This is a genomic window from Methylobacterium cerastii (assembly GCF_022179125.1).
GTDB classification, from domain to species: domain Bacteria; phylum Pseudomonadota; class Alphaproteobacteria; order Rhizobiales; family Beijerinckiaceae; genus Methylobacterium; species Methylobacterium cerastii.
The window spans coordinates 1-1,710 of record NZ_BPQG01000150.1; the positions used below are offsets into that span (position 1 = coordinate 1).

Genomic DNA, 1,710 nt, shown 5'->3' on the forward strand with positions numbered 1-1,710 from the left:
GACCCACTCTGGAAGATCCGGCAGATACCCAGTCGACAAGTACGACGGACGGGTATTGATCCCAACAGGAGCGGCCATCCCAGTGAGTGAGTTCCAGGCACTCAGCGAGAGCGCAACCATGGTGTACAATGAGAGGGAATTTATAAATCGCAAGCTACACCACATAGCGCTATACGGGCCAGCCTTGAATACCGACGAGGAAAGCTACGAAAAAGTGAGAGCTGAGAGGGCAGAGACAGAGTATGTGTTTGACGTGGACAAGAAGGCATGTATCAAGAAGGAGGAGGCATCAGGCCTTGTGTTAACAGGGGACCTAATCAATCCACCTTTCCACGAATTCGCATACGAAGGACTCAAGATCCGCCCAGCAGCCCCGTACCACACGACGATCATTGGTGTGTTTGGCGTTCCAGGTTCGGGCAAGTCGGCTATCATTAAGAACATGGTGACGACTCGCGATCTGGTGGCCAGTGGAAAGAAGGAGAACTGCCAAGAGATCATGAATGATGTAAAGAGGCAACGCGGGTTGGACGTGACCGCTAGGACCGTCGACTCAATCTTATTGAATGGGTGCAAGAAAGGCGTAGAAAACCTTTACGTCGATGAGGCGTTCGCGTGTCACTCGGGCACTTTGCTAGCGCTCATCGCGCTGGTGAGACCGTCAGGTAAGGTAGTACTGTGCGGCGACCCCAAGCAGTGTGGTTTCTTCAATTTGATGCAACTGAAGGTGCACTATAACCACAACATTTGTACAAGGGTGCTCCATAAGAGCATCTCCAGAAGATGCACTCTACCTGTTACGGCGATCGTGTCCACCTTGCACTACCAAGGGAAGATGAGAACGACGAACCGATGCAACACCCCCATTCAGATTGACACCACCGGTTCTTCCAAACCAGCCTCAGGAGATATCGTGTTAACGTGCTTCCGCGGCTGGGTGAAGCAACTGCAAATCGACTATCGTGGACACGAGGTGATGACCGCAGCTGCTTCCCAGGGTCTGACAAGGAAAGGCGTGTACGCCGTGAGACAGAAAGTGAACGAAAACCCACTGTACTCACCACTGTCGGAGCACGTCAATGTGCTGTTGACCCGAACTGAAAACCGACTGGTGTGGAAGACACTGTCGGGTGACCCGTGGATAAAGGTGTTAACCAATGTTCCACGTGGGGATTTCAGTGCAACTTTGGAGGAATGGCAAGAAGAACATGACGGTATCATGAGAGTGTTGAACGAGCGACCGGCGGAGGTTGATCCATTCCAAAACAAGGCCAAAGTGTGCTGGGCAAAATGTCTGGTGCAAGTTCTTGAGACGGCCGGAATACGTATGACGGCAGATGAATGGAACACCATCTTGGCTTTCAGAGAGGACAGAGCGTACTCACCAGAAGTCGCTCTCAACGAGATTTGCACTCGTTACTACGGCGTTGACCTAGACAGCGGCCTATTCTCAGCGCAGTCAGTTTCCCTCTTTTATGAGAACAACCACTGGGACAACAGGCCCGGAGGACGCATGTACGGGTCCAACCATGAAGTAGCCAGGAAATATGCAGCCAGGTTTCCATTTCTACGTGGCAACATGAACTCGGGGCTACAACTAAACGTCCCTGAGAGGAAGCTCCAACCTTTTAGCGCTGAATGCAATATAGTCCCATCCAATCGTCGGTTACCGCATGCTCTAGTCACAAGCTATCAGCAGTGCCGTGGGGA

At 51.9% G+C, this 1,710-nt stretch carries 1 protein-coding gene; it reads left to right on the forward strand.

From position 1 onward, the window contains the following. Window positions 1–82: 82 nt before the first annotated feature. On the forward strand, window positions 83–1,710 hold a 1,628-nt coding region (locus MFF13_RS26715; protein WP_238273412.1), incomplete at its 3' end, for a TGBp1 family protein.